The organism is Mucilaginibacter sp. OK283 (assembly GCF_900110415.1).
GTDB lineage: Bacteria > Bacteroidota > Bacteroidia > Sphingobacteriales > Sphingobacteriaceae > Mucilaginibacter.
Genome location: NZ_FODR01000005.1, coordinates 439470 through 460544 on the forward strand (window position 1 = coordinate 439470; position 21075 = coordinate 460544).

Sequence of the window (21075 nt, forward strand, 5' to 3'; positions counted from 1 at the left end):
ATGTTGCGTAAATTATTTATATCTCTTCCAAGAGATATAAAATGGCTTTGCGAGACCTGAAATCTTTTCATTAAGACATTTTTGAATACGTTGGTAGTTACAAGTATCTTTACGTAATGTTATTTAAATGCTTAACGAAAAATTAGGAAGTTTTAGTTCCGATACCATACGCAATTGTATTAGTCGTGACATTAAAATGCGCATCAGAAATATTTTTATTATGATATTGGTGCTTGGGTATCTTGCCATCAAGCTATATATTGAAGGAGGTAGAACAATTGATGCTGTGTTTATTGTTACTATGACACTTGGCGTGTTAATAATTGGCGGCATTCAGTATGCTCAAATCAGTTCACCCGGAAAAACTGTAGTCAAAACGGCGGTAGCAATTGAGGTATCAACAGATGTGATCGAAATAATTACCTCACCTTACCAAATCTTGTTTTTTATTGACAAGCCCTCGCAAAGTATCACGATGAGAACAAATAGAGCAAGGGTAAAGGCGATTAATTACCCAGTGAAATCGATTTATGATCTGGATTTTCGCGCATACCTGCTTTTCGACGGAACGGAGGAGGTTTATGTAATTACAGATTATTTTGAGACTAAATTGAGCGATTTGTTAATTGGTAAAAACTACACTGTTTAGTTAATTTTTTTACTAAATATTTATTTAAACGATTGTCGGCTTAAGTTGTCGAGTCTCATTTAAAATAGGTTTAACACGTTTGCTTTTTATAGGATATTTGCTGTAACTTGCTGAAAATTAAACCTAAAAATGAAATACCTATCCTTACTGGCCGTGGCTGTAATGTTCAGCGCGTGCAAAAGCACAAACAAGCCTGCCGATGTAAAATCATACACCATTGAGCAGTTGTATAACAATAAATCAATAGCAGGGGCGGGCTTTAATGCCGATGAAACCAAAGTGCTGATAGAGGACAACAGCACGGGGATATTTAACATCTACGCCATTAATTTGGCCGATACCTCATCAAAACAGCTCACCCATTCAACTAAAGATTCCTATTTTTCTATAGGCTACGTGCCGGGCACCAACGATTTTTTATACAGCGCCGACCAGGGTGGTAACGAAAATAGTCACATTTACCTGCAAAAAGCAGATGGCTCGCCGGTGAAGGATCTTACACCTTGGGCAAACACTACCAATAGTACAAACGGCTGGAGTACCGATAAAAAGTACCTTTACGTTGTAAGTAACAAGCGCGACCCTAAGTTTTTTGACGTTTATAAACTTGATGCGAAAAACTGGAAAGATGAGTTGTTATATCAAAACAACGACGGCTATTCGCCCGGCCCTGTTTCAAAATCCGAACGGTACATCACATTAACCAAATCTATCACGACTGATGAAAATGAGTTGTACCTTTATGACAGAACGACAAAAGCCACCAAAAAGCTAAGTAACGATAAAGACGCAACCTGGTACCCGGCGGCTTTTACCAAAGGCGATTCGAGTCTGTACTACATTACCAACGACGGAAGTGAATTTAGTTATTTGGTAAAATATAACCTGGTAACCGGGGCAACCGCCAAGGTTTACAGCACCAACTGGGATGTTGTTGGCATGGAGCTAAGCGACCTGGAAAAATATTACACCGTGTATGTAAATGCCGATGGTAAAACCAAGGTTTTGCTGTTTGATAATAGTACCGGTAAACAAATGGATTTTCCGGAAATTAAAGATGGCGAGGCTAAGTCGGCAGTGTTTTCGCCAAGCGAGAAAAACATAATGCTTACGGTAGGTAGCAGCACAAGCCCGAATAACCTGTACGTTTACAATTTTGATAGGAAGGAATTAAAACCGATAACCCGCACACTAAACCCGGCGGTAAGCAGTGATGATTTGGTAAGTGCAGAAGTTGTCCATTTTAAATCTTTTGACGGGTTGGAAATTCCGGCGATTTATTACAAACCCAAAAATGCCGGCAAAGATAAACCGGTGCCGGCTATACTTTGGATACACGGAGGGCCGGGCGGCCAAACCACAACCAGCTTTAGTAATCAAATACAGTTTTTGGTAAACCATGGCTACGCGGTGTTGGCGGTTAATAACCGGGGCAGCAGCGGTTATGGTAAAACTTTTTACAAGCTGGATAACAAAGACCACAGCAACGGCGATTTAAAGGACTGCATCTGGGGTAAAAAATGGTTGCAGCAACAAGCCTACATCGATACCGCCAAAATAGGCATACTGGGTGGTAGTTACGGCGGCTGCATGGTGCTGGGTGCCCTTGCCTTTCACCCTAACGAATTTAAAGTGGGTGTAGACCTCTTTGGCGTGGCCAACTGGATGCGGACACTCAAAAGTATCCCTCCGTACTGGGAGGCCCAGCGTAAAGCCCTTTACGAGGAATTGGGCGATCCGTACACGGCTGATAGTGTACACCTGAAAAAGATTTCGCCTCTGTTCCATTACCAAACCATCAACAAGCCGCTAATTGTTTTCCAGGGCATGAATGATGTGCGGGTGCTGCCCATTGAAAGTAAGGAAATTGTGGATGGGGTTAAAAAGAACGGCGTATCGGTGGAATACATCACCTATCCCAACGAAGGCCATGGCTTTACCAAAAAAGATGACCAGATAACAACAGCCAACAAAACCCTCGCGTTTTTAGATAAGTATTTGGCTGGGAAAAAGTAGGACTAAGTTTGCACATTGATATCATTGCTTCGTTCTTTATATTGACATGATTATAAATAACTGATTATCAATGTTGTTTTTAACGAAATCTATGTCATTGCGAGGAACGAAGCAATCGCGAACTATACAGGGTGGACTTGCAGAGTTCGCGATTGCCGCGCTACACTCGCAATGACATGGTTGTTGCGAGGCTCTAAAGCCAACATGTAATCCCTGTTTTTTTCAGGATCATCCTGATATGTACTCGCAATGGCAAATTGTAAAATGGCTTTCAATGCTTTATCTTATTAACGAAATAACCAATTGCATTGAAGTGGCGATGATCACAAAAAACGGCCCCTCTTAAAAAAGAAAGGCCGTTTTCACATTCCCCCTTCAGGGGGTTAGGTGGCTTAGAAACTATTTCTTACGCTATTGCTGAAAGTTTTAGTTGTCCAGTAGCCACTATCTAAAATACGGCGTACCGTCATCAGCGGATAATCAGGGTCACGTTTATCGGCAAGCTGGAAGGCTATTTTAAAACCTTTCTTTTGAATTTCCGGCAATACCGGTTTTTTCCATACACCAAATGGGTAGGCAAAATATTCTATTTTTTTACCGGTAATTTCTTCCAGTTTTTTGGTAGGCTTGTCAATCTGGGTAACCCAGTCGTCAACTGGCTTCGTGGTTATTTTTCCGTTTTTGCCTTTGATCTTAATTTCAGAGTTATGCGAGTACTTATCTACCCGGTGATGGTCCCAGGTATGGCTGGCAATTACATTGCCCTCGTCTGATAGCTTTTTAACCATGTCTGCCGTCATATAATGCGGACGGCCTAACGATACTGTCATCACAAAATAAACTGCCTTAAACCCGTACTTTTTAAGCGTTGGGTTGGCAATGGTAAACTGGTCAAGATCGGTATCATCAAATGTAAGCATGATTGGTTTTTTGGGCAACGCCGCGCCCGTGGTAAGGTAGGCGTACAACTGATCGGGCAGGATGGTATGGTAGCCACTATCGGCCAGCATTTTTATATGCTCTTTAAATGCGGCAACCTGAACAATGTAATCTTTGGCTCCTTTGGAATCAGTAGGCTTCCAATCACGTATCTGGTGGTAGCAAACGATGGGCACCTGTTTGCGGGCCATCACAGCTTTGTTATCTACAGAGGCGGCCGAAGCAGGCGCAGGGCTCGTGGCAGATGCACTGGCAGACTTGTCGGTTGGTTTTCCCTGGCATGACATGGTTGCGCCCAATGCGCAAACTGCCATCCATACAAATGTTTTCTTTATCATAAAATAGTGGATGTTTTTTTTAATTAGTTCAACAACGGCGAAATTAGGATTTTATTGAGATTTTCTTAGGGTTAAGAATCAAGAGTCAAGAATCAAGACGGAAATTTCCTACACCCTGAATCAAAAAATCTCATTTCAAATTTGTAATCAAACTAAATCCGAAATCGAAAATCCCAATTCCGAAATCCTAAAGTCCTGCATCTTCGCTTACACCGCGGCCAAAACCTTCTACCCAGTCCCTGTCGCCAAGTCCTTTTGCTACGGCGCTCAATAAGCGGCTGTGCACGGCGTTTACAAGTGGCATGGGTGTGTAGCTCGCCTGCGATAGTTTAAAGGCAAGGCGGGCGTCTTTATAGCCTAATTTGGCTTTGAATCCTACGGGTTCATATTGCTTGTTTGCAATCAGCCTGCCGTAGTTTTGGTAAATGGGGGCGTTGAAGAGCGTTGAGCCAAAAAAGTTAGCCACCTGCGTACGGTCAAGGCCATTCTTCTCGGCAAGAGTGTAAGCTTCGGCCATCATCTCCATTGATGCCATGATCATGAAATTGCCGGCAATCTTCACCACGTTGGCGCCGCCAACTTCTTCGCCAAAATCGTGTATGGCCTGGCCCAGGCAATCGAGTACTGGTTTGGCAATATCTTTTACCTGCTGCGGCCCGGAAACGCAAATGAAAAGTTTTTTTGCCGCTGCCGCCTCGGGCCTTCCGAACACCGGTGAAGCCAGGTAATGGCTGCCCGCCTGCTCATGGGCTTTGGCCAGCTCAACTGCTGTTTCGGGCGATATGGTGCTCATGGATATGTGCACAGCATTTGGCTGTAGCGTTTTTAAAATTCCGTCGGGCCCTGTAACCGATTCTCGCAGCACCTCATCTTCCGATAACATGGTGATCACGATAGGTACACCGGCGGCCGCCTCGGCAGGTGTTTGGCATTTGGTGATGCCGGCCTGGTCAAGCTCGTCGGCTTTGCTGAGGGTGCGGTTATGGACTTGCAGATGGTAGCCTGCCTCGATAAGGTTTTTGGCCATGTGGATGCCCATGTTGCCAAGGCCGATAAATCCGATTTTGTTTTTCATAGTGTTAGTTAATGTAGTCCCTGTCTTCGTCACTTAGTGTATTTTTATCTTCTTTTTGGTGGATGTTGTCGTGGTAACCTTCAATATCATATTTTGCTTTTTTGGGGCGGCCAACCATAAAGCCCAGGACAAAACCTACAAGGGTCATGGTGATCATGATGGCCAGTTTGGATACCCTGAAACTCATGAACAAAAACGCGAAGGTTACATTGTCGGTATTTTGGGCAAGAGCGGCCGTAAGCAAAATGGTGATGATAATTATTGTGATGGTTTTTATGCTCATGATGTTTTGATTTAATAAAGTTAACAGTTAATACAAGATGCAGTTTTTAATGTTGAAATAAAAGGGCGTTTTAGATAGTGGAGAGATTTGAGATATTAGATGTGAGATCTGAGACACTGGGACGGCCGATAGTTTGATGTTCCAAATTTGTAATTATTCCCGATCTGATTTTTCTGTCTGTACATGTATTTTTTCGCCTCACGAATTTGAAGCGAAATTCCGTCGCGAAAAAAATCGGACTGATTTCATCTGTGAATTTTATTGGTGGGGAAGTGGCCGGGCAGTCAGTCGTCATTGCTGGACAATTTTTGTTGGCGTTTTTTATGGCGGTGTACGATCTTAACTTTAATATTTCGGCGTTTTTAAAAGCCAGATTCATTCGCTGTATTCGTTGATGAGAAGTAAATTTTTGCTGCTCAGTTTTCAGTCCTGTATACAAAACCGATACCTGCCTTCATTTAATTTGAATTCTCATTTTTTCATTCGGTACACTTTGATGTATTGCTATGTATTAATTCTAAATCTGTATTTTTTGGTTAAATAACATGCTTTAAGTATCTCATTTAATGATTTGTATACGCATATTAATTGACATATTTTTTGCTTACTAATTTTTTTAGTTTTTTATGGTTTGACTTAGCTTTCTTTTGTTTAATTTTTACTTCTGATGAATTATATAAATTACTGATTTTTAATTAATTAAAATATATTAAAAAACATGATTTTTAATTTTTATCAAAGAAATTATCAGATATAAATCTCCTTTTGGTATTTTTCCAACAGTTTTCCATTTTTGAATTTTAATACACTAACTAAAAATTGAATTTTGGCGCTAATCGACGCACGTTGATTTAAACAGGCTGGAATGTGCCGGAAAATTACAATCGCTCACAGGGCTTAAAAATGGCATTTTATAGCACATGAATTTATCCCCTACTCAGGCACTGTTGGCGCAAAGAATACCTGGATGAACGACAACTTTTTTTGGCAAAGGGACTACCGGCAGCCAATAAAAATAACAGGGAGGATTGATTCAAAAGAACAGCGTAACGCTAAAGATAATGGAAAGATTAGCCGCGATTTTTGCGCCTTGCAATTTGCGACTGTGCAACCGGGTACAAGAAGATGGTGGACAGGATAAGTACCGAACCCGCCCAAAAACCGATGGACATTTTATTCATATCGCCGAAGAAAATAAAAGCCATGATGATGCCATATACCGGCTCCAGGTTGGTGATGAGCGCTACCCGGAAGGCCGAAAGTTCGCGCATGACGGATACCCCGGCAACATAAGCAAGCGAGGTGCACACCGTGCCAAGCAGTACCAGGTAGCCAATATCTGCCGGTTTTAAAAGTAGTTTTTGGTTATATCCGTTGGTTGCAAAAAGGTACATTGAGATCCAAAAAAATGCTCCTGTGAGCTCATAAAAGGCAATGATAGGAGCCTCACTTTTCTTAACAAACCGCGAGTTTATAATGGCAAAAAGCGCCGCGCAAACTGCGCTTGCCAGCCCGGCTATGATTCCCTTAGTGTATTGAGTTTCGAATTTGAAAATTAAAATGATGCCGGTAATGATTAATAAACCCGCCATGATTTCCAGTTTAGAGATCCTGCTTTTGTTAATCAGGGGTTCAAAAATGGCAGTAAATAAAGTGATGCTGGAGAGGCAAACCAGTGTTACCGGCACCGTAGAAAGCTTGATGGAAGCGAAGAAAAGTATCCAATGGCCGCCCACCAAAGCGCCCGTAAAAACCATTTTCAGCATGGTTTTTCGCTCAACTTTAAAATCGGTTTTGCTGAATTTAAAATATAAAAACAACGAAACAAAGGCAATTAGCACCCGGTACCACACCAATTGTACTGCCGAAATGGTGATTAATTGACCCAAAATACCGGTAAAACCCCAGATAAAAACTGTAAAATGGAGTATAATCAGGTTCTTATTGAGCGCTTTTGGGCTATTTTTATCCAATTTTTCGACAATTTATTTCAACTTTCCAGCAATTTTAAAACACTTTTTAACACTATTTAGGTGCTTTTAACAACACGTAATAACCTAATATGCCAAATAATGTATTAGGAATTAGCACCGTAAAAATTGGCGGGACACCGCCTTTTATCGAAAATACGATCGAGAATTTCTCGATAATGATGTAGGTAAAACACAACAAAATCCCAATCCCAAGTGGCAATCCTACGCCGCCACGCACCTTGCGGGACGATAGCGCGACCCCTAAAATCGTTAAAACATATGCCGATAAAGGGTACACAAAGCGGTGATATTTTTCGTAATAAAGGTTGTTTAAAACCTCCGGCCGGCGTAGCTTTTCCTTATCGATATTCTTGTTCAGCTCGCTTAAAGACATCGCCGCGTATACGTTATCGTACACAATAAAGTCGGTTGGGTGCATGTCCAGTACCGTGTCTTTTTGGCCCGGATTGTGGATGAATTGTTCCTTTAAACCCTTTATATATCTAACATCGTAGTTCTTTAAAGCCCAGATCCTTTTTACAGAATCGTAGGTTACCTGCTGGGCAATGAGCTTTTCGCGCAGGGTATCGCCGTTAAATTTCTCCATAATAAAGGTGTAGCCGGTGTGCACTGTTGGGTCATAATTGGCCAGGTAAACAAAGGTATGTTTATCAATTTGCATGTGCACCTCGCTCTTGGTAGGGTCGTTATCGGTGATTCCGTTGGCGTTCTCAAAATCGTTTTTAAGGTGGTTTGTATACGGGATAAGGTACACATTGGCAAAAAACGATACCACAAATATGAGCGATGCAGCAATAAAATAGGGCCTTAAAAAGCGGTTAAAACTGGCCTTGCCGCTCAGGATGGGAACGATTTCTGTTTGGTTTGCCATCTTGGCCGTGAAGAAAATTACCGCCAAAAAGTTAATCAGCGGCGATAGCAAATTGAGGTAAAAAGGCACAAAACCGGCGTAGTATTTAAATACAATATCGTGCAGTGTAGCGTGCCTGCTGGTGAAGTTATCCAGCTTCTCGGAGATGTCAAACACCACCGAAATAGCCGCGAAAATAGCCATCGTAAACACAAATGTGCCCAGGTATTTTTTAATAATAAACCTGTCGATAACCATCAGGTACCGGTGTATAAAAGTCCTCATCGGCAGATTAAATGTTTTTTAAAGCCATGGTTTATATTATGTAAGCAACGCTTTTTACGGCGCATTATTTGATCGTCCTGCAATTATAATCGCTGCCCTAAACGGCCCACCATCACGTTTTTCCAGGCATAAAACTCGCCGCTGATGATCTTTTTACGCGCTTCTTTTACCAGCCACAGATAAAAGTGGAGATTGTGCAGGGTGGCAATTTGCGCCCCAAGCATCTCGCCCGAGTGGATCAAATGGCGTAAATAAGCCTTGCTGTATTCCTTATCTGCAAATAAATCGCTGTCGTCTTCTATCGCGCTAAAGTCGTTTTTCCACTTCTCGTTCTTGATATTAATGATGCCGTTTTTGGTAAAAAGCATGCCGTTACGGGCATTGCGGGTAGGCATAACGCAATCAAACATATCAATTCCCAGGGCAATATTTTCCAATAAATTGATGGGGGTGCCTACGCCCATCAGGTAACGAGGCTTGTGTTCGGGCAAAATATTGCATACAATTTCGGTCATGGCGTACATTTCTTCGGCTGGTTCGCCTACCGAAAGGCCGCCTATGGCATTCCCTTCGCGCTCAAATGAGGCAATAACTTCGGCCGATTTTACCCTTAAATCTTTATAAACCGAGCCCTGTACAATGGGGAAAAGTGTTTGGCTGTAGCCGTATTTTGGCTCGGTGCTATCAAACCTGTCGCAGCAGCGTTTAAGCCAGCGATGCGTCATTTCTATCGACCGCCGCGCATAACCATACTCGCAGGGGTAGGGGGTACACTCGTCAAAAGCCATGATGATATCGGCGCCAATAACACGCTGAATATCCATCACATTCTCGGGTGTAAACAGGTGTTTTGACCCATCAATATGCGAACGGAAGGTTACGCCTTCCTCCTTTATCTTACGTACTTCGGTAAGCGAATAAACCTGGTAACCGCCGCTATCGGTTAAAATAGGGCCGTCCCAGCCATTAAATTTATGCAGGCCGCCGGCGCTTTCCAGCGTATTAAGGCCGGGGCGCAAGTATAAATGATAGGTGTTTCCTAATATAATCTGTGCTTCTATATCCGTTTTAAGCTCGCGCTGGTGCACCGCTTTTACCGTGCCGGCTGTGCCAACGGGCATAAATATGGGGGTTTCAATAGTGCCATGATCGGTGGTGATTTCACCGGCACGGGCCTTTGATAGAGGATCTTGTGCTGCTAATTTAAATTTCATTTCGAGGGGGTAAAATTAGCAAAAAAAAACTACCAGCCCCCTCTAAATCTCCCCCGGTTGGGGAGACTTTAACTACACTTTTTTTAATTCTTTCTGCTAACCGGCAGAAAGAATTAAGGTGGGCTTAATCATCGGGAAGTTCTTAACTTAATGACATTGGGAAGAAGCCCTGCGCCTTTATGTCAACTCATCTTCCCATTAACTCATTAAGGTAAGCTATATTAATAGTTTTGTTCACTTTTTCAGAGATATCGGCAAACGATACCGGCCTTTTTACATCCTGATCGTCAATAAAAAAGGTATGATCAGCCTCCTGGTGTATCTTATCAACAAGGGTGTCGATAAACCAAATGCAACTGGCGTTGATGGCAGGTGCGTTTTTTTGTTCTTCGGAAAAAAAGGTTAATAACCCTATTGTCCGCCCGAATATCTGCACAGTTTCTGTGGTGGTTGCCAGGTATAAGTTGTTGGCATTTTTCAAATAAAAAAAGCAGGGGCTTTGGTCTACAAAGGTCAAGGTAAATTGGTTTGCGCTGTTTACATCCTCGATGTTAACAGGAAGATCAAAAGTATTGGCTTTAACAGTTTGGTAAAGATTAGGATATTCACTACAAGTCATTACATGGGTTTTGCTTGTTCTCGGGCTACGGCAGGTTAGCATATATTTGTTGTCAGTCAGGCTAATAAATGACCATCGTATAAATTCATCAATTATACTATTATTACTAACAATATGCGTACTCCTGTCTATCTCGCTATCTAAGGGTACGTAAACGTTCCTGGGATTCAAAATAAAAACAACATCCAGAAAGATACCACTTAAACTGCCTCGGCCTTGTACAAGCGAAAATAGTTTGCCCTGCATGGGGTTGGCATAGTTAATTGGGGGCATGATATAGTAGATTAATTGATTATAGAATAAGATTTACGATGCTGGCCAATTTGGGGTTAACTCATCTTCCCATCAGGGTGTTAAGGTAAGCCATGTCAATAGTTTTGTTCACTTTTTCAGAGATGTCGGCAAACGATACAGGCCGTTTAATATCCTGATCGTCGATAAAAACGATATCACCGGCCACCTGGCGAATCCTGTCAACAACGGTATCGATGAACCAAACGCAATTGGCGTTGATAGCCGGGTTGTTTTTTTGATCTTCGGTAAAAAAGGTTAATATCCCAATGTTTAGCCCCAATATCTGTACAGATTCTGTGGTTGTAGCCAGGTACAAATTATCGGCATTTTTTAAATAAAAAAAACAGGGGCTTTGTTCTACATAGGTCAATGTGAATTGGTTGCTCCGGTCTATATTTTCTGTATTAACAGGAAGATCAAAATGATTTACTTTAACCGTTTGGCAAATATTGGGGTACTCGCTGCAAGTCATTACGTGAGTTTTGCCTGTCCGCGGGCTACGGCAGGTAAGCATGTATTTGTTGTCAGTCAGGCTGATGAATGACCATTGGATACAGCTATCAATTAAATTATTACTCATAATATCTGTAATCCTGTCTATCCCCAGATCTACACGTTCTGCCGGCGGGATGGGCATGTAACCGGGCCTGGGCACCCAAATGATAACTTCGTCCTGAAAAAGACCACTTAAACTGCCTTTGCCTTGTGCCAGTGAAAATAATTTCCCCTGCATAGGACTGGCATAGTTAATTGGGGGCATAATTTTGTAGATTAAATTGGTTTATAGAAGTAAATGTGCTTGTAAAGGCTTTAAAAATGTTAAGTTTTATTTCGCGCAAAGACGCTAATCAATAGTAAACTATCCGTCATTGCGAGGTACGAAGCAATCCCCGACATGCAAAGTCCCACATAGTTCGGGATTGCTTCGTACCTCGCAACGACGGTCTGTTTTTTGTATTTTTAGGAGTTTCTTAGCGATCTTTTCAACTCTGCGCGAAAAACCTATAACCGCGATTTCCCAATGCGATAACCGTTTATTGCGACTTCAAAAATGCATCGCATTCTGTTTGAAGCTGATCCCATGCTGCTATGGCTACAGAAATGTTCAGCCCGGCGATGAGGGGGATTGTAAAATCAACCGGGCTTGTTGTTGCAAGGGCTTCCAGGTCATCGGCAAGTGCCGACCATGCCCCCCGAATGCTTCCGGTGGCATGGTCAAGCACCGCTAAGCTTGCGGTTATTTCTTTCATAAAACCAAATTCTGTACCGGCAATATCAATATCGAGGCTTTGGTTGGCTTTATTGAAGGCTACTATCTGATTTACAATATTGATGAAAGAAGCAGATAAAGCCTGGGTTGAGCCATATAAAGCCGCTATCGCTACCGTTGCCTGTTGCTGCACTGCGGGTGTCATATCCTGCTTATCTTTAATCAATTGCTGCACCGTATTATCCAGTGCCGAAAAATCAGCCCTGGCTTTTGAGGCGTATCCCATCAACAGGTTACATTGAGCTTTCATTTGCGGGGCAATGTCAGTGTCCCACAGGTAGGCTGCAGCAAGTGCATCTGGAAAATGAGGAAGGTGCTGCTTAATCACGTCCTCAATAGCCTCTCCCTGTTTGCAGGTTTTTACACGGGCTTTAATGGCATCCATATCCGTTTTGGGTATGGTAAACAGCGCCCCCATATCAAAAGTTATCAGTGATCTGCCTGTAATTCCCATGTTTCTATACTGTTTTTTTTCAGCGACTTTGTTTGTATTGCAGAGCCTGCAAATGATAGTGTTATTTTGTTCACCTGGCTACGGGGCACCTTTTTATCTACCGAGATAGTCCATTCTGTAAAAAGGGAGGGTTGAAAGTAAGCGGCCTGTAGTTCCTTACTAATCTCGCCCGGAATGTCGGTGATAATTTTACCATTCTCTTCATGATATCCGAATGTGAGTTTTTCGGGCTTGCTGCTAAAACTAAATTTCTGTTTTTTGTACTGGTCGGCATATACACCAGAAGTGCGGATGCTTACTTTAAGCATTTTAGCAACGTCGATGCCATGTACTAACGCCTGTACGCTGGTTACCCTGGCCCGGTCCATATCCTGGAACAGTTCTGAATCCGTTCCAACAGCAATGGTAATTTGCCCATCTTTGATAAATGCCGCAATTGCGTCTGTATCAGTAATATGGATACTATAGCCCTCTTCGGATATTTTAAAATCCTGCGGCTTCGGTTCAAATTTCCCCAGTGCCTCCGCATAATCCGTTTTCATCGAGGCCAGATCATTGGTAAGTTGCGCGGCTGTTTTTAAAATAGAAGGAGCGACTGTGGATTCCTGCAAGGCCCAGTATTTATATGCCCGGGTATAATTTCTGATAGCCAGGTACATATAAGTTTTCATGTTCATTTGCAATACATAAACGTTATGCAGGGTGTTTTTATCTGTCGCGATATCTCCTTCCAGCGCTTTAAGATAGTCTTTATAAGATTCAATCATGTTTGCGCTTACCTTTTTTTGCATATATAGCCTGGCCAATTCCTGGGTAACCTGTACCATGGCTGCCTGCGCGGCTGATTGCGCCTTTCCGTATATCGAAAGGATATCCAGTTGCTGCCGGTATTCTGTAGCGCCGGCAATGCTTTCACCTTCTGCACCCCTCATCATATCATCTACCTGTAACCGAAAAATGTCCCACTCGGCCTGGCTGGAAATGTCACCGGAATCAGGTATCTCAAAGTCGGTAACAGCTTTAGTATAATCCATGCTTTTGGCAACCTCTCTTAAATCATTCATGAATTTAAAAGTGTTCTGCAGCATTTTTGCTATGTTTTCGAGCTTTGACATAGCCTTGGATAAGTTGCCGATAGCCGTGGCAAATTTTGATACTGTTTTTGCCGAATCTGCTGCCGCAGCGGCGGCTTCTCCTGCTTTGGCCACCGCACCGGCGGTAGCACCCGCAGCGGCTACATCGCCAACGCACATTGCCCCTATGGATGCTGCAAAAGTGCCCACGGCCATACATATCTGAAAAGCAGCTTTTAAGGTTTGGTCGCGCTCCCATATCGCTACGCCTGCCTTAAAATCGGCGGCAGCCCGCATACTGGCTATATTTGCCGATGTCATGTTGGCTTGTGCCTGTTCGTATGCATTTTTTGCGGCATCAAGGTTAGATACAGCTTGTTTTATTAAGCTATCGGTAAATGCAGCGGTATTATTAAAATAAGTAAGCATTTGGTTTCCGGCCCTAATCTGATCGGCTTTACTTACCGCGTCCTGGGTTACCAGGTTGTATTGAGTTTCATAATTGCCAACAGATGCCAGATAGGCGGTGGCAAGTGTTTCGTAAATGGCAGGGCTAAGCTGCGGTATAAAATTTAAATTACTTGCTTCAAGCGTAAGTTCGCCCAACAGGGCCGAGCTTTGGTAATAAAGATCGGCGAGGACAACGTTATTTTGAGAAGCAGCCTTAACCCAGCTAAGTATAGCCCTTGCCGCGCCTGGTTCGGCATCTACAAGGCGTGTACTAAACTGGTAAAGAGAGGAAAGTGTGAGCTGCAACTCTATGCCAGGCAGGGGATGTACGGGGTTATCTGTAATGAGTTTAAGGTCTTTTGAATACAAGTCGACCAGTTGAGTTTTATAATTAGCGTGTTTAACATGAATACCTAAGCCTGGAAAATCGGCGATGGCGAAATTTTTATTTTCATCGGAATGCGGGCCTAAAGTGTTTATTTTAAGTTTGCCGCTAATTTCTGTGGCAAATAGCATAAAAGTTGCAGCATTGGTTGAGCTAAAATCGATGTTAACCACCGATGAATTGCAAACCAGTCTGCGACTAATGATAAATATCCCGCGGTTAAAAAGCTGGATATTGGCAGCCGGCATCTTTACAATATCTGCGATGATATATACAATAACCGATTTGTTTTTATCGGCGCTTGCCAATACTTCGTCCATATCCACAAACAGGTCGCGGAAAATAAGCTGACCGTTAAAGGGAATTGTAGCGGTTGTGCATGGTATTTTATCTTTTGATAGCTGGGCGTTTTTATAATAATCGGCCCAGTCTTTTTTGTCATGTACTGAAATTGCCATTTTAATGGAATTAAAAAGTGTAGGTTAAGTTTACAAGCCGGTTTTTTGCCCGGCTTGTGTTTATATCACATTTTGTTTTTATGCTAACGCACTTTCTTTCTGGTGTATGCTCACCCTGTTTTTCCGGGTCAGCAACCTTTCAAGATTATCGGCAGCATAAAAAGCCACTGTAGGGTTGGGTACTATAGTAATATAAGCGTTAATGCGGTAAGCATTAGCCTCGTCGGCTACTTGCTGCCACAATACTATAGCCGCCTCGATACCAAGCCCCGCAATAAATGATGGCATATCTTTAATTTCGCCGTTAATAGTGGCCAGTAGGCTGGAAAGGTCATCCTTCAGCGCGTTCCACATGCCTTGTATTTTCTGAATGGCCGGCAAGGCGTCATCTATTTTTTTAGTGATGCCGGTGATATCGTTATTAATGCGGGTTAAATCGAGCACAAGCGTGGCGTCGGCGGCAATTTTAGCCTCAAGGCTGTTCACCAGGTCGCCAAGTGCGTCTATTCTTGCTTTTGCCTTGGTTGCTTTGTCGCCATAAATGCCGGCCACAATCCCTGCGGCAATAGATCCACACGGCCAAATCCAGGCGTAGCTTGCCGATGTGGCAGCTACAATAATATCGTGCTTATACTCGTCTTCCGCATCGGCAAGGTCAGCCTTATCCTGGGCCAGTTGGGCTTGCATTGTTTTAATAGTTCCACTTGTTCCTGATATCTTGTCGCTATAAGTTTTAAACAATGTGCCAATGGCCGCTTCGTTAACTGATGTATCTAAAGAAAATTTCTGCATAGCCGCTGCAACATTGGTAGCATGGGTTGAAAAAGCCTGGGCTTCATTGATCATTACCTGCAGCGTTTGTTTAAGCTGATTGATTGATACGGTATCAGTGGGGTCGGCCTCGATTTTTAACAGCAATGCTAAAATAGCCCGGTAAAATATCGGCACTTTAACATTGTAAGCGATGAGGTTTGAAGCGCACTTTACGCTGTCGGGTTTGGTAACAGTATCAAAAGTGTCGCAAATGTCATATAGGTTTTTGTAACCCTTCACCAGGGGCTCAAATTGTTCAATGCCTCCGGATGGTACTGCAGGCAGCGTTTTTTGCAAAAGCGCAGTGGTAGTTGGTAATAACATGGCACCGGTAACAAATACCTGTATTGATAACCACTCATTGGTAGATAGTACGAAGGTGGTGCCTTTAGCCAGGTCGCGCGGACTAAGATCGATTGTTGGGTTTGACATAAAATTGAAAGTTAAATTGGGTTTATAGATTATATTAATTTGTGTTGAAGCAAAACGCCGACAGATACCGGTTGCTTAAAAAACAAAACTCAACGTACCAGGCAATGCCCGGGCCTTTTGAATTATTTGTTTATAACCCCGGTGTTGCGAGTTATTTGATAATGCAAGGTCAGTTATTTGATAAAAGGAAGGCAGGGACAAAACAGCTTTTATTTGAGGGGCTTTTTAGCTGTAAAAACCGATACAACCAGGTGGAATTTCTGAATATTTAAGGGTGCTAAAAAAAGGATAGCAGCGGCGCCATCTCGCTAACATGGAAATAGTCTCTTTTTTGGGGTGATTTATTAAGATAGTTGAGGACCCCGTTTTTTGTATGTGATTTACGGAAGCTGTTTATTTTATAGGATGTTAGGTGTAACCTTTGCAAATGGAACTAATAGCTTTGTTGGCATAGGTAATTGTTCCTCAGCGTTGTATAGGCAGGTTAATCCTTTCCTGAAAAAAATATGGATAGGGCAGGTTAAGTCCGAAAAAGAGTTATGGGTTACAGAGCCAAATGAGGGGCAGTTATGAATATTGAGGCGGAGGTTATTAATTTAAATCTACCCTTGGCTTTTTCAACAAAAGATGCATTAACAGACGCTATTGAAGATATCTTTTCTTGAATATTTCTTCAGAAAGAAAACCTCAAAATATGGATTTTACAGCCGTTCCGCCTATTTATAATTAAAAAAGCGATGAGCTGATGCTCAACTAAAGCTTTTCTATTTCTTCGGCAGAAAGTTTGGTGAATTTTGAAATTTGGGCAAGTGGCAGGCAATCCTTTTTCATTTCTTTGGCAATAGCAATGGCTTCTTCACGTTTGCCTTTTTCGATGCCTTTTATCATGCCTTGTTCCATGCCTTCCTGCCGGGCATAATCGATCACATTCTTATTATCCCATTTGTATTTTAAGCTGCTATCGTACATCGTTTTCCTCTTTAGTAAGGTTAATATATGCTGCAATACTGAACACTTTCTCTCCGAAGATAAACCGTAAGTTTATTCATTCCTGGTATACTCTTTAGGCTTTAGGGAATAAACCTCAAATTGGGGATGTTGAAAAGAAAACTCTGCCTGTTTTATAATTTAAAAAGAGATATTTTGTGTTTGACTAAAGTTTTTCTATTTCCTCAACAGAGAGTTTAGTAAACTTTGAGATTTGAACAAGTGGCAAGCCATCTTTTTTCATTTCACGAGCAATGTCCAAAGCTTTTTTATACTCGCCTTTTTCAATACCTTTTTCCATGCCTTCCTGCCGGGCATAATCAACCACATTCTTATTATCCCATTTATATTTTAAGCTGCTATCGTACATCGTTTTTTCCTCCTTTGTCAGGTTTGTATATTCTGCAATACTGAACAATTTCTCAAATATGGGTTTCCGAAGATAAACGGGAATCTTATCCATTTGGCTAAGGTGCTTTAAAACATAAAGCCATCTATCCAAATCGGTTTCCAGTTCGGTCTCCTCTTTCACAAATTTACTCAATTCTATATACGTATAACCCAGTTTATCGTAAAAAATTTCACCGGTATCCCTGTTGCACAGGCAAATATCATGCAGGTAACTGTTTGCCGGGCTATCTTCCAGCGTAAAATCTTCTAACAAAGCTATTAAATATACCTCGGCTATGTTGTAACCCCAGGTGTTTCGTTTGCCTTTTGGCGCCTGGTCGCTTATAAGGCGACTGGTATAAAATAAAGCCCTTTCTTTAAAATATCCTTGTTTCGCCCGTTGCACCTCAATTATAAAACGTTCGCCGTTATCACCAGTACAAAGCAGATCGAATATGGCCGAGCCCTCGTCTTTTAAATCGCCCGGATGTTCGTTTTTATTGTAAACTAAGTCTACAATATGCTTACGCCCCCTGAATACTTCATTTAAAAAGGCGGTCAGCAAGTCTTTATTAGGCTCGCTGCCGAATATTTTTTTAAAAGCGAAGTCAACCAAAGGGTCGATATATTTCCCGGTAACAGGTGGGGGATAGTTTGGCATAGTCAAATATAAAAGTTTATTCGTTATCCAACCTAGCTGTGAAAGTAGCTCGGGCCTGGCAAAAATAGAAGGTATACGTTGGATGACAGCATCGGGGAGCAACTTATCCACATAAATACCTTTTATATTAAAAGTGTGGAAAACTACCTGGTGCCATGTCTCCTAAGCCTTAAATTTAACCCGATTAAACCCTTTAAATTCGTGTAATTTTAACAACTTTGCCTGATTATTTTTGGCTCATTGGAAACTTATATACAAATAGTACTATTTCTACTTTTTCAGCTCTGTTTTATCGTTCAGCTGTACTACCTGGTAAGCAACCACATTAGTCTTGCCGGTTACAAACCCCGTGAGGAGCTGCCAACGGTGTTAATACCTGTTTCGGTAATCATCGCCGCCCGTAACGAGGCGCAAAACCTACAGGAAAACCTGCCCTCGATACTGGAACAAAACTATCCCGATTTTGAGGTTGTGGTGATAAACGATTGCTCATACGACAGATCGGATGAGGTTTTGGAGGATATGGAGCGCCGGTACCCCAACCTTAAAGTGGTTACCATAACCGAGCATGACCGCTTTAAAACCGGAAAAAAATTCGCACTTACGCTGGGCATAAAGGCCTCAAAAAACGAATACCTGTTGTTTACTGATGCCGATTGCAAACCCGTATCGGCAAATTGGATAACCCGGATGGTAGCCAATTTTGGCGGTGGGGCCCAAATAGTTTTAGGTTATTCGCCGTTTTATCAAACCAGGAGCTTTTTGAATTTGTTTACCCGGTACGAGTCGGTAAAGGCGGCCACAAATTACTTGTCAAGCGCGTTAAACGGCAATGCCTACATGGGGGTTGGGCGTAACCTGGCCTATACCAAAACATTGTTTTTTAGTGCAAAAGGCTTTGCATCGCACATGCACGTTATATCCGGCGATGACGATTTATTTGTGAACCAGCACGCCACGCCTTATAATACTGCTATTGAAGTACACCCGGATACCTTTATGTACACTGCGGCAAAATCAACTTTAGCATCGTGGTACAGGCAAAAAAAAAGGCACGCCGGGGTAGGTAAATTATATAAGGCCAAACACCGTAAAATGCTTATTTTTGATGGCATTAGCGGCTTTTTGTTTTATTCGCTGCTTATACTATGCCTGGTTTGTAAATTCGAACCGTTGTTGGCATTAGGTTTGTTGCTTTTTAGGCTGATTATCCAATTATTAATTTATAATAAGGTGTTCAGGAAGCTGGATAGCAAAGATCTGATTTGGTATTTACCGTTTTTTGATATCATATATTATATGTATTTAATTGGATTTGGATTAGTTGGGCTACTTTTAAAAACCACCCAATGGAAATAAACGCAAATTTTACCGAAAACGCCAAGAATGATTTTCACCTGGTAGTGAAGGCCCGTACGGGCGATCAAAAGGCGTATGCCGACCTGATGCACCGTTATAAGGATTCCATATATTTTATGGTACTTAAAATGGTGAACAATAAAGAGGACGCCATGGACCTTACCGTGGAGACCTTTGCCAAAGCATTTGAAAAGCTGGAAAAATATCAGCCCGACTATGCTTTCAGTACCTGGCTTTTTAGGGTGGCCACCAACAATTGTATTGATTTTATCCGTAAAAAGAAACTCAATACCCAATCTATCCACGGGATGACGGATGAGGATGGCGACGAAAAGCCGCTTCAAATTAAAGCCGACGTATTAAACCCGGAAGAAACATCTATAAAAAAGCAGCAAACCCAGGAGCTGAAATTGCTGATAGAAAGCCTGCCGCCGCGCTACCGCAACCTTATTACCCTGCGTTATTTTGATGAGCTATCCTACGAAGAAATAGCACAGCAGCTGGATTTGCCATTAGGTACGGTAAAGGCGCAATTGTTTAGGGCCAGGTACCTGCTTGGTAACATCATCAACCGTTTTAACAGGGATGACATCTGATATCGTTTTTAAATATTTTCCCGAACTAACAGCGCAGCAACGTGCCCAGGTTGAGCAGCTGCCCGAATTATATAACACCTGGAACAGCCAGATTAACGTGATATCCCGCAAGGATATTGATTTGCTGTATGAGCGCCATGTTTTACACTCTATGGGTATTGCCAAGATAATGCCTTTTTTGCCCGGCGAAGGTGTACTTGATGTTGGCACAGGCGGTGGTTTTCCGGGCATTCCGCTGGCAATATTATTCCCCCAAACTTCTTTCCATTTAGTTGATTCTATCGGCAAAAAAATAAAGGTTGTGCAGGAAGTTGCCAAAGCGCTGGGCCTTACCAATGTGAAGGCTACCCATGCGCGTGCCGAAGAAATTGACGAGAATTTTGACTTTGTAGTATCGCGCGCGGTAACCCAATTAAAAGATTTTTACCCCTGGGTGCGCAGCAAATTCAAAAAGCAATCAGGCAATAAACTGCCAAATGGTATCCTATATTTAAAAGGCGGCGACCTTGACCAGGAGATCAAAGAATCGGGCCTTAAAGTGCAGCAATATTACCTTAAAGATTATTTTACCGAAGAGTTTTTTGAAACTAAACAGGTAATTTATGTGAAGGGGAAGTTGTAATTCAAAATTCAAAAGTAAAAATTCAAAATTTCAGTTTACGTTGGCTGCCGCGGGGTTTTAACCCTTGGCTAAAATGGTTTCAGCTTTCAGCTGAAAAGAAGCCAAAGGCTTCAACTGGCTTTACCCCGGTTAGTTGCGTTAACCTCGCGGGGGCATTACCGTTAAAAGTAAAAATCCAAAAAGTGCATAGTAATCTTGTTCGGGATGTTTTCCCGGTTGCTTGGTGGAGCATTTCACTTGATTTTGCTCAAATCAAGTGATCGTGGTGTTGGTTATCGGTTCGCGATGCGGCGAAGAATATCAGGCCAATTACAAACAGCGCACCGCCGGCAAATACTGGTAGTTTAAATGTCCAGCTGCCATTGGGCCCGGTAACAATTTCTTTGCTGCCGCTGCTATCAACAGCGTTTGATGTTTTTTTGTAAAAAAAGTTGCTGGTAATAAACAGCGCAATACCCAAAATGGCTACAATAATTCCAAACTTTTTCATGATGATTAAATTTAAATGATATACCCAATCGGTATTTTAGGCACTGTATATCAACTGAGTAGTATATCAAATTTAACAA

19 protein-coding genes are annotated in these 21075 nt (G+C 42.2%); 5 read left to right on the top strand and 14 right to left on the bottom strand.

Annotation, left to right across the window (positions count from 1 at the left end):
- Nucleotides 1–127 precede the first annotated feature (127 nt).
- Both BMX56_RS14800 and BMX56_RS14805 read left to right on the top strand, forming a co-directional pair.
- Nucleotides 128–649: a hypothetical protein gene (locus tag BMX56_RS14800; protein WP_090649331.1), complete on the top strand. Its 522-nt coding sequence runs from the start codon at nt 128–130 to the stop codon at nt 647–649.
- A 129-nt stretch (nt 650–778) separates the two neighbouring features.
- On the top strand, nt 779–2665 hold the full coding sequence (locus BMX56_RS14805; RefSeq protein ID WP_090649334.1) for a S9 family peptidase: 1887 nt from the start codon (nt 779–781) through the stop codon (nt 2663–2665).
- Nucleotides 2666–3057: 392 nt separating this feature from the next.
- Here BMX56_RS14805 and BMX56_RS14810 read toward each other — a convergent pair whose 3' ends face one another.
- From BMX56_RS14810 to BMX56_RS14875, 13 genes are all read right to left on the bottom strand, one after another.
- Nucleotides 3058–3942 (bottom strand): polysaccharide deacetylase family protein, encoded by an 885-nt coding sequence (locus BMX56_RS14810; protein ID WP_218152422.1) that lies wholly within the window; start codon nt 3940–3942, stop codon nt 3058–3060.
- Nucleotides 3943–4129: 187 nt separating this feature from the next.
- On the bottom strand, nt 4130–5017 hold the full coding sequence (locus tag BMX56_RS14815) for an NAD(P)-dependent oxidoreductase (RefSeq protein ID WP_090649337.1): 888 nt from the start codon (nt 5015–5017) through the stop codon (nt 4130–4132).
- A 4-nt stretch (nt 5018–5021) separates the two neighbouring features.
- A complete protein-coding gene (locus BMX56_RS14820; protein WP_090649341.1) occupies nt 5022–5300 on the bottom strand; it encodes a LapA family protein in 279 nt (92 codons plus the stop codon).
- 1070 nt (nt 5301–6370) lie between these two features.
- On the bottom strand, nt 6371–7273 hold the full coding sequence (locus BMX56_RS14825; protein ID WP_090649344.1) for a DMT family transporter: 903 nt from the start codon (nt 7271–7273) through the stop codon (nt 6371–6373).
- Between the two features lie 52 nt (nt 7274–7325).
- Entirely contained in the window at nt 7326–8429 is a 1104-nt protein-coding gene (locus tag BMX56_RS14830; RefSeq protein WP_177183827.1) for an LptF/LptG family permease, read from the bottom strand.
- A gap of 83 nt (nt 8430–8512) precedes the next feature.
- On the bottom strand, nt 8513–9643 hold the full coding sequence (tgt, locus tag BMX56_RS14835) for a tRNA guanosine(34) transglycosylase Tgt (protein WP_090649347.1): 1131 nt from the start codon (nt 9641–9643) through the stop codon (nt 8513–8515).
- Between the two features lie 187 nt (nt 9644–9830).
- Nucleotides 9831–10535, bottom strand: a complete 705-nt coding sequence (locus tag BMX56_RS14840) for a hypothetical protein (RefSeq protein WP_090649350.1) — start codon at nt 10533–10535, stop codon at nt 9831–9833.
- A 61-nt stretch (nt 10536–10596) separates the two neighbouring features.
- Nucleotides 10597–11316 carry a hypothetical protein gene (locus BMX56_RS14845; RefSeq protein WP_090649353.1) on the bottom strand — a complete coding sequence of 240 codons (720 nt, stop codon included), beginning with the start codon at nt 11314–11316 and terminating at the stop codon, nt 10597–10599.
- A gap of 274 nt (nt 11317–11590) precedes the next feature.
- Complete coding sequence (locus tag BMX56_RS14850) at nt 11591–12280, bottom strand: hypothetical protein (protein WP_143065452.1); 690 nt, start codon at nt 12278–12280, stop codon at nt 11591–11593.
- The gene (locus tag BMX56_RS14855) at nt 12256–14646 is read right to left on the bottom strand and encodes a hypothetical protein (protein WP_090649359.1); all 2391 of its coding nucleotides are present in this window, start codon (nt 14644–14646) and stop codon (nt 12256–12258) included. Before BMX56_RS14855 ends, BMX56_RS14850 begins: the two co-directional genes overlap by 25 nt.
- A gap of 78 nt (nt 14647–14724) precedes the next feature.
- Entirely contained in the window at nt 14725–15891 is a 1167-nt protein-coding gene (locus tag BMX56_RS14860) for an alpha-xenorhabdolysin family binary toxin subunit A (protein ID WP_090649363.1), read from the bottom strand.
- 753 nt (nt 15892–16644) lie between these two features.
- Nucleotides 16645–16860, bottom strand: a complete 216-nt coding sequence (locus BMX56_RS14870; RefSeq protein ID WP_090649368.1) for a hypothetical protein — start codon at nt 16858–16860, stop codon at nt 16645–16647.
- A 184-nt stretch (nt 16861–17044) separates the two neighbouring features.
- Nucleotides 17045–17929 carry an Rpn family recombination-promoting nuclease/putative transposase gene (locus tag BMX56_RS14875; protein WP_090649371.1) on the bottom strand — a complete coding sequence of 295 codons (885 nt, stop codon included), beginning with the start codon at nt 17927–17929 and terminating at the stop codon, nt 17045–17047.
- Nucleotides 17930–18169: 240 nt separating this feature from the next.
- Here BMX56_RS14875 and BMX56_RS14880 point away from each other — a divergent pair, with 240 nt between their 5' ends.
- The 3 genes from BMX56_RS14880 to rsmG are packed head-to-tail and all read left to right on the top strand — an operon-like array spanning nt 18170 to nt 20506.
- Nucleotides 18170–19288: a glycosyltransferase gene (locus BMX56_RS14880; RefSeq protein WP_177183828.1), complete on the top strand. Its 1119-nt coding sequence runs from the start codon at nt 18170–18172 to the stop codon at nt 19286–19288.
- Nucleotides 19279–19884: an RNA polymerase sigma factor gene (locus BMX56_RS14885; RefSeq protein WP_090649377.1), complete on the top strand. Its 606-nt coding sequence runs from the start codon at nt 19279–19281 to the stop codon at nt 19882–19884. Before BMX56_RS14880 ends, BMX56_RS14885 begins: the two co-directional genes overlap by 10 nt.
- Nucleotides 19874–20506 carry a 16S rRNA (guanine(527)-N(7))-methyltransferase RsmG gene (gene rsmG / locus BMX56_RS14890; protein ID WP_090649380.1) on the top strand — a complete coding sequence of 211 codons (633 nt, stop codon included), beginning with the start codon at nt 19874–19876 and terminating at the stop codon, nt 20504–20506. Before BMX56_RS14885 ends, rsmG begins: the two co-directional genes overlap by 11 nt.
- A 247-nt stretch (nt 20507–20753) precedes the next feature.
- Here the strand turns inward: rsmG and BMX56_RS14895 are convergent, their stop codons facing one another.
- The gene (locus BMX56_RS14895) at nt 20754–20996 is read right to left on the bottom strand and encodes a hypothetical protein (protein WP_090649383.1); all 243 of its coding nucleotides are present in this window, start codon (nt 20994–20996) and stop codon (nt 20754–20756) included.
- Nucleotides 20997–21075 lie beyond the last annotated feature (79 nt).

Bases quoted from the DNA above. Each gene is read 5' to 3' on its own strand.
- BMX56_RS14800 (WP_090649331.1), top strand. From the start codon at position 128: ATGCTTAACGAAAAATTAGGAAGTTTTAGTTCCGATACCATACGCAAT.
- BMX56_RS14815 (WP_090649337.1), bottom strand. From the start codon at position 5,017: ATGAAAAACAAAATCGGATTTATCGGCCTTGGCAACATGGGCATCCAC.
- BMX56_RS14855 (WP_090649359.1), bottom strand. From the start codon at position 14,646: ATGGCAATTTCAGTACATGACAAAAAAGACTGGGCCGATTATTATAAA.
- BMX56_RS14850 (WP_143065452.1), bottom strand. From the start codon at position 12,280: ATGGGAATTACAGGCAGATCACTGATAACTTTTGATATGGGGGCGCTG.
- tgt (WP_090649347.1), bottom strand. From the start codon at position 9,643: ATGAAATTTAAATTAGCAGCACAAGATCCTCTATCAAAGGCCCGTGCC.
- BMX56_RS14885 (WP_090649377.1), top strand. From the start codon at position 19,279: ATGGAAATAAACGCAAATTTTACCGAAAACGCCAAGAATGATTTTCAC.
- BMX56_RS14805 (WP_090649334.1), top strand. From the start codon at position 779: ATGAAATACCTATCCTTACTGGCCGTGGCTGTAATGTTCAGCGCGTGC.
- BMX56_RS14840 (WP_090649350.1), bottom strand. From the start codon at position 10,535: ATGCCCCCAATTAACTATGCCAACCCCATGCAGGGCAAACTATTTTCG.
- BMX56_RS14820 (WP_090649341.1), bottom strand. From the start codon at position 5,300: ATGAGCATAAAAACCATCACAATAATTATCATCACCATTTTGCTTACG.
- BMX56_RS14870 (WP_090649368.1), bottom strand. From the start codon at position 16,860: ATGTACGATAGCAGCTTAAAATACAAATGGGATAATAAGAATGTGATC.
- BMX56_RS14845 (WP_090649353.1), bottom strand. From the start codon at position 11,316: ATGCCCCCAATTAACTATGCCAGTCCTATGCAGGGGAAATTATTTTCA.
- BMX56_RS14810 (WP_218152422.1), bottom strand. From the start codon at position 3,942: ATGATAAAGAAAACATTTGTATGGATGGCAGTTTGCGCATTGGGCGCA.
- BMX56_RS14895 (WP_090649383.1), bottom strand. From the start codon at position 20,996: ATGAAAAAGTTTGGAATTATTGTAGCCATTTTGGGTATTGCGCTGTTT.
- BMX56_RS14875 (WP_090649371.1), bottom strand. From the start codon at position 17,929: ATGCCAAACTATCCCCCACCTGTTACCGGGAAATATATCGACCCTTTG.
- BMX56_RS14860 (WP_090649363.1), bottom strand. From the start codon at position 15,891: ATGTCAAACCCAACAATCGATCTTAGTCCGCGCGACCTGGCTAAAGGC.
- BMX56_RS14830 (WP_177183827.1), bottom strand. From the start codon at position 8,429: ATGAGGACTTTTATACACCGGTACCTGATGGTTATCGACAGGTTTATT.
- rsmG (WP_090649380.1), top strand. From the start codon at position 19,874: ATGACATCTGATATCGTTTTTAAATATTTTCCCGAACTAACAGCGCAG.